Origin of the sequence: Bacillus sp. FSL R10-2201, assembly GCF_038008665.1 — a bacterium.
GTDB lineage: Bacteria > Bacillota > Bacilli > Bacillales > Bacillaceae_G > Bacillus_A > Bacillus_A mycoides.
Map to the genome: position 1 here is coordinate 1 of NZ_JBBOZP010000001.1, position 7,500 is coordinate 7,500.

Below are 7,500 nucleotides of genomic sequence, written 5' to 3' on the forward strand. Positions count from 1 at the left end.
TTGGAAAATATCTCTGATTTATGGAATAGTGCCTTAAAAGAATTAGAAAAAAAGGTAAGCAAGCCAAGTTATGAAACCTGGTTAAAATCAACAACTGCTCATAACTTAAAAAAAGATGTATTAACTATTACAGCTCCAAATGAATTCGCTCGTGACTGGCTAGAATCTCATTATTCGGAACTAATCTCCGAAACACTTTATGATTTAACAGGGGCAAAACTAGCTATTCGTTTTATCATTCCCCAAAGTCAGGCAGAAGAGGATATAGATCTCCCTTCTGTTAAGCAAAAACACGCACATGATGAGTCTAATCACTTACCACAGAGTATGTTAAACCCAAAATATACATTTGATACATTTGTTATTGGCTCTGGTAATCGTTTTGCACATGCTGCTTCTTTAGCTGTAGCTGAAGCACCAGCTAAAGCCTATAATCCGCTCTTTATTTACGGGGGCGTTGGACTTGGAAAAACACATTTAATGCACGCAATTGGGCATTATGTAATTGAACACAACCCAAATGCAAAAGTTGTATATTTATCATCTGAAAAATTTACAAATGAATTTATTAATTCAATTCGTGATAATAAAGCTGTCGATTTTCGTAATAAATATCGTAATGTAGATGTCTTATTGATAGATGATATTCAATTTCTTGCTGGAAAAGAACAAACACAGGAAGAGTTTTTCCATACATTTAATGCGTTACATGAAGAAAGTAAACAAATTGTGATTTCAAGCGATAGACCACCAAAAGAAATCCCAACTTTAGAAGATCGCCTTCGTTCTCGCTTTGAATGGGGGTTAATTACGGACATTACGCCACCAGATTTAGAAACTAGAATCGCAATTTTACGTAAAAAAGCAAAAGCAGAAGGTCTTGATATACCAAATGAAGTTATGCTTTATATCGCAAATCAAATCGATTCAAATATTCGTGAACTAGAGGGTGCACTTATTCGAGTTGTAGCTTATTCATCTTTAATTAATAAAGATATGAATGCTGATTTAGCGGCTGAAGCGCTTAAAAATATTATTCCAAACTCTATACCTAGAATTATTTCTATTTCTGATATTCAAAAGGCTGTTGGGGGCGTCTATCAAGTAAAATTAGAAGATTTCAAAGCAAAAAAACGGACAAAATCCGTTGCATTCCCTCGCCAAATTGCGATGTATTTATCACGTGAACTTACGGACTCATCTTTGCCAAAAATAGGTGAAGAATTTGGTGGCCGCGATCATACAACAGTAATCCATGCTCACGAAAAAATTTCGAAGCTATTAAAAACGGATACTCAATTACAAAAACACGTTGAAGAAGTTAAGGATATTTTAAAATAGTAGTAGCTGAATAGTGTGAATAACTTAGCTTATTTTACGCACAGTCTATCCACATGTAGATAGACTGTTTTTACATCTTTAAACAGGGTTATCCACATATCCACAAGCCCTATTACTATTACTACTACTTTTTTATCTTTATTAAATAAATAAAATCTTATACTTACCGGAGGTTTTTCGTTATGCGTTTTACAATACAAAAAGACTATCTTGTAAGAAGTGTACAAGATGTAATGAAGGCAGTTTCTTCTCGTACAACAATTCCAATTCTTACAGGGATTAAAGTTGTAGCAACTGAAGAAGGAGTTACTTTAACAGGTAGTGATGCAGACATCTCTATCGAATCATTTATCCCAGTCGAAGATGCTGGAAAAGAAATTGTGGAAATTAAACAATCAGGAAGTATTATTTTACAAGCAAAATATTTTAGTGAGATCGTAAAAAAATTACCTAAAGAAACTGTCGAAATTTCTGTGGAAAATCATTTTATGACAAAAATAAAATCTGGAAAATCAGAGTTCAACTTAAATGGTTTAGATGCTGCTGAATATCCGTTATTACCACAAATCGAAGAACATCATGTATTTAAGATTCCAACAGATTTACTAAAGCACATGATTCGTCAAACAGTATTTGCAGTTTCAAGTTCTGAAACAAGACCGATCTTGACAGGTGTAAACTGGAAGGTATATAACAGCGAGCTAACTTGCATTGCAACAGATAGTCACAGACTAGCACTTCGTAAAGCAAAAATCGAAGGGTATAATATTGCCGATGAATTTCAAGCGAATGTCGTTATTCCTGGTAAGAGCTTAAGTGAATTAAGTAAAATTCTAGATGAATCCGAAGAAATGGTAGATATCGTTATTACGGAGTATCAAGTATTATTCCGTACAAAACATTTATTATTCTTCTCAAGATTATTAGAAGGAAATTATCCAGATACAACGCGTTTAATTCCAGCTGAAAGTAAAACTGATATATTTGTAAATACAAAAGAATTTTTACAAGCGATTGATCGTGCGTCGCTGTTAGCAAGAGATGGTCGTAACAACGTTGTTAAATTATCGACATTAGAACAACAGATGTTAGAGATTTCTTCGAATGCACCAGAAATCGGAAAAGTAGTAGAAGAGGTTCAATGTGAAAATGTAGATGGAGAAGAATTAAAAATATCTTTTAGTGCAAAATATATGATGGACGCATTAAAGGCTTTAGATAGTACAGAAATTAAAGTTAGTTTTACTGGAGCAATGAGACCGTTTTTAATTCGCACAGTAAATGATAATTCCATTATCCAATTAATTTTACCAGTCCGTACTTACTAAGTAAGGATTAAGGGTTGCTAGTGTAAAGGTACTAGTGACCCTTATTTGATTTGTGGGGTATTACTTTCCTAATGCTAGTTTATTTAGTACAATGAAAGAATGAACACTTTCAGAAAGTGAGCGATTTTATGAAACTTATTAAGATTTCAACAGAATACATTACACTAGGACAATTTTTAAAGTTAGCTGATGTAATTGATACAGGTGGCGCTGTGAAATGGTTCTTACAAGAATATGAAGTATACGTGAATCAAGAACTTGAAAATAGAAGAGGCCGAAAGTTATATGCAAATGATATTGTTGAAATTCCGGGAAGCGGAACTTTCCAAGTTCAGGCATAAAGGGGGATCCCTTTGTTTATTACAGAAATACAATTAAAAAACTATCGCAATTATGAGCATTTAGAGCTTTCCTTTGAGGATAAAGTCAATGTAATTATTGGTGAAAATGCGCAAGGGAAAACGAATCTGATGGAAGCTATTTATGTATTGGCGATGGCGAAATCTCATAGAACTTCGAACGATCGTGAACTCATTCGTTGGGATGAGGATTATGGTAATATAAAAGGTAGATTACAAAGGCGAAATAGTTCAGTATCCTTAGAATTAAATATTTCAAAAAAAGGTAAAAAGGCAAAGTTAAATCAGTTAGAACAACAAAAATTGAGCCAGTATATTGGTGAAATGAATGTTGTTATGTTTGCCCCAGAAGATTTAAATCTTGTAAAAGGAAGCCCTCAAGTACGAAGACGCTTTTTGGATATGGAACTTGGACAAATAGCTCCGGTCTATTTGTATGAATTAAGTCAATATCAAAAGGTACTCACGCAACGAAATCATTTACTTAAGAAGATGCAAGGGAATAGTAAAAATGAGGAAACGATGTTGGATGTATTTACACTTCAACTTATTGAGCATGGTGCAAAAATTTTGCGAAAACGTTTTGAGTTTTTGCATTTACTACAAGAATGGGCTGCTCCAATTCATCGCGGAATTAGCAGGGGATTAGAGGAGTTAGAAATCGTTTATAAACCAAGTGTAGATGTATCAGAATCAATGGATTTGTCGAAAATAAAGGAAGTATACTATGAAAGTTTTCAATCTGTGAAACAACGTGAAATTTTTCGGGGTACAACTTTACTTGGTCCTCATCGTGATGATTTACAATTCTTCGTTAATAGTAAAAATGTTCAAGTCTTTGGTTCACAAGGACAACAACGAACAACCGCACTATCCCTAAAATTGGCTGAAATTGAATTGATATACTCAGAGGTTAAGGAATATCCAATTCTTTTACTAGATGATGTGTTATCAGAATTAGATGATTATCGTCAATCGCATCTGCTAAATACAATTCAAGGAAAAGTACAAACCTTTGTGACAACGACGAGTGTCGAGGGAATTGAACACGAAACATTGAAAGAAGCGAAAACAATTCATGTAACGAACGGCACGGTAGATTGTGAAATAGACAGAAAATAATTTCTGTTTAAATGGAAAAGTAGGTGATCTTTGTGTCAATGGAACAAAAGCAAATGCAGGAAAATGCATATGATGAAAGTCAGATTCAGGTGTTAGAAGGACTGGAGGCAGTTCGAAAGCGTCCTGGTATGTATATTGGTTCTACAAGTGGAAAAGGTCTTCATCACCTCGTGTGGGAAATTGTTGATAACAGTATTGATGAAGCTTTAGCAGGATATTGTGATGAAATTAATGTCAGTATTGAAGAAGATAATAGTATTGTTGTAACAGATGATGGTCGTGGTATCCCTGTTGGTATACAAGAAAAAATGGGACGTCCTGCTGTAGAAGTTATTATGACGGTACTCCATGCCGGTGGTAAATTTGGCGGTGGTGGTTATAAAGTTTCTGGTGGTTTGCATGGTGTAGGTGCATCTGTTGTAAATGCTTTATCAACAGAATTAGAGGTATTTGTACATCGAGATGGAAAAATACACTATCAAAAATATGAACGCGGGGTCCCGGCTGCGGATTTAAAAGTAATAGGTGAAACTGATCGTACAGGAACGATCACACGCTTTAAGCCAGATTCAGAAATTTTTACAGAGACGACAGAATACGAATTTGATACATTAGCGACTCGTATGCGTGAGTTGGCGTTTTTAAATCGTAATATTAAATTAACAATTGAAGATAAGCGTGAACATAAGCAAAAGAAAGAATTCCATTATGAAGGTGGAATTAAATCATATGTTGAACATTTAAATCGTTCAAAACAACCGATTCATGAAGAACCTGTATATGTTGACGGTTCAAAAGATGGGATTCAGGTTGAGGTTGCTCTTCAATATAACGAAGGCTATACAAATCATATTTATTCATTTACAAATAATATTCATACGTATGAAGGCGGTACACATGAGGTAGGTTTTAAGACTGCTCTAACACGTGTAATTAACGATTATGGTCGTAAAAATAATATTTTAAAAGATGCGGATAGTAATTTAACTGGTGAAGATGTTCGTGAAGGCTTAACAGCAATCGTGTCAATTAAGCATCCAAATCCACAATTTGAAGGACAAACAAAGACGAAACTTGGAAATAGTGAAGCGAGAACGATTACAGAGTCTGTATTCTCAGAGGCGTTTGAAAAGTTCTTACTAGAAAACCCTAATGTTGCACGTAAAATTATAGATAAAGGGACTATGGCAGCGCGTGCACGTGTAGCGGCTAAAAAGGCTCGTGAACTAACGCGCCGAAAGAGTGCTCTAGAAGTTTCAAGTTTACCAGGGAAGCTAGCTGATTGTTCTTCTAAAGATCCAGCAATTAGCGAAATTTATATCGTGGAGGGTGACTCTGCGGGCGGATCTGCAAAACAAGGACGCGATCGTCATTTTCAAGCGATTTTACCACTGAAGGGTAAAATTATTAACGTTGAAAAGGCACGTTTAGATAAGATTTTATCAAATGATGAAGTTCGTACAATTATTACAGCAATTGGTACAAATATTGGTGGGGATTTTGCTATTGAAAAAGCTCGCTATCATAAAGTTATTATTATGACAGATGCCGATGTTGATGGTGCACATATTCGTACCCTATTATTAACGTTCTTCTATCGTTATATGCGTCAAATCATTGAGTGTGGATATATATATATCGCACAGCCACCGTTGTTTAAAGTACAACAAGGTAAAAAAATTCAATATGCTTATAACAATAAAGAACTTGAAAAAATACTAGCTGAATTACCAGCTCAACCTAAGCCCGGGATTCAGCGTTATAAAGGTCTAGGGGAAATGAATCCAACTCAGCTGTGGGAGACGACAATGGACCCAGAAGTACGTTCGTTACTTCAAGTTTCCCTTCAAGATGCAATTGAAGCGGATGAAACATTTGAAATTTTGATGGGTGATAAAGTAGAGCCGCGTCGTAACTTTATCCAAGAAAATGCAAAATACGTGAAAAACCTTGATATTTAAGTGAGTAATGACAGGAATCTAAGTATTCCTGTCTTCTACATATAAATCAATGTATGTGTAACGGAAATGTAAGAGGAGGTGCTCGTTGATGTCAGACAATCAACAACAAGCACGAATTCGAGAAATTAATATTAGTCATGAAATGCGTACCTCATTTTTAGATTACGCAATGAGTGTTATCGTGTCTCGTGCATTACCAGATGTTCGTGATGGATTAAAACCAGTTCATCGTAGGGTTTTATATGCGATGAATGATTTAGGAATTACAGCTGATAAAGCATATAAGAAGTCGGCGCGTATTGTCGGCGAAGTAATTGGTAAGTATCACCCGCACGGTGATTCAGCTGTTTATGAAACAATGGTACGTATGGCACAAGATTTTAGTCAACGTTACATGCTTGTTGATGGACATGGTAATTTCGGTTCTGTTGATGGAGATTCAGCGGCAGCAATGCGTTATACAGAAGCAAGAATGTCTAAGATTTCTATGGAATTAATACGCGATATTACAAAGAATACAATTGATTATCAAGATAACTACGATGGTTCTGAAAGAGAGCCAGTTGTATTACCAGCGCGTTTCCCTAACTTATTAGTCAATGGTACGACGGGTATTGCGGTTGGTATGGCAACAAACATTCCACCGCATCAACTTGGAGAAGTAATTGATGGTGTGTTGGCATTAAGTCATAACCCTGATATCACTATCGCGGAATTAATGGAATATATTCCTGGGCCAGACTTCCCAACTTCAGGTTTAATCTTAGGGCGAAGTGGAATTCGAAGAGCTTACGAAACAGGTCGCGGTTCTATTATACTTCGTGCTAAAGTTGAAATTGAAGAGAAAGCAAATGGTAAACAAACTATTATCGTAACAGAACTACCTTATCAAGTTAATAAGGCGCGATTAATTGAAAAGATCGCAGAACTAGTTCGTGATAAGAAAATTGAAGGTATTACAGATTTACGTGATGAATCAGATCGAAATGGTATGCGTATTGTTATGGAAGTACGTCGTGATGCCAATGCCAATGTACTATTAAATAATCTATATAAACATACAGCACTCCAAACAAGTTTCGGTATTAATATGTTGTCTCTTGTAAATGGAGAGCCACAAGTCTTAAATTTAAAACAAAATCTATATTATTATTTAGAGCATCAAAAGGTAGTGATTCGTAGACGTACTGCTTATGAATTAGAGAAAGCAGAAGCGCGTGCTCATATTTTAGAAGGCTTACGAATTGCTTTAGATCATCTTGATGAAGTTATTACTTTAATCCGTAGTTCAAAAACAGCTGATATTGCAAAACAAGGTTTAATGGAACGTTTCGGCTTAAGTGAGAAACAAGCGCAAGCGATTTTAGATATGCGTTTGCAACGTTTAAC

Annotated in this window: 6 protein-coding genes (1 of these 6 only partly in view); all 6 read left to right on the forward strand. The window is 35.4% G+C overall.

Features of this window, described 5'->3' with window-relative positions:
• Nucleotides 1-1,341 (forward strand): chromosomal replication initiator protein DnaA, encoded by a 1,341-nt coding sequence (gene dnaA, locus NSQ69_RS00005; protein ID WP_002016481.1) that lies wholly within the window; start codon nucleotides 1-3, stop codon nucleotides 1,339-1,341.
• A 182-nt stretch (nucleotides 1,342-1,523) separates the two neighbouring features.
• Nucleotides 1,524-2,669: a DNA polymerase III subunit beta gene (gene dnaN, locus NSQ69_RS00010; RefSeq protein WP_002130198.1), complete on the forward strand. Its 1,146-nt coding sequence runs from the start codon at nucleotides 1,524-1,526 to the stop codon at nucleotides 2,667-2,669.
• Between the two features lie 128 nt (nucleotides 2,670-2,797).
• On the forward strand, nucleotides 2,798-3,010 hold the full coding sequence (gene yaaA / locus NSQ69_RS00015; RefSeq protein ID WP_002016484.1) for a S4 domain-containing protein YaaA: 213 nt from the start codon (nucleotides 2,798-2,800) through the stop codon (nucleotides 3,008-3,010).
• 12 nt (nucleotides 3,011-3,022) lie between these two features.
• Nucleotides 3,023-4,150 carry a DNA replication/repair protein RecF gene (gene recF / locus NSQ69_RS00020; RefSeq protein ID WP_002016486.1) on the forward strand — a complete coding sequence of 376 codons (1,128 nt, stop codon included), beginning with the start codon at nucleotides 3,023-3,025 and terminating at the stop codon, nucleotides 4,148-4,150.
• A gap of 38 nt (nucleotides 4,151-4,188) precedes the next feature.
• Nucleotides 4,189-6,111 (forward strand): DNA topoisomerase (ATP-hydrolyzing) subunit B, encoded by a 1,923-nt coding sequence (gene gyrB, locus NSQ69_RS00025; protein WP_002034986.1) that lies wholly within the window; start codon nucleotides 4,189-4,191, stop codon nucleotides 6,109-6,111.
• A gap of 88 nt (nucleotides 6,112-6,199) precedes the next feature.
• Nucleotides 6,200-7,500 carry the 5' portion of a DNA gyrase subunit A gene (gyrA, locus tag NSQ69_RS00030; protein ID WP_002016488.1) on the forward strand. 1,171 nt of this gene lie beyond the right edge of the window, so 1,301 of the gene's 2,472 nt are visible here — the first part of the coding sequence; it begins with the start codon at nucleotides 6,200-6,202; the stop codon falls past the right edge of the window.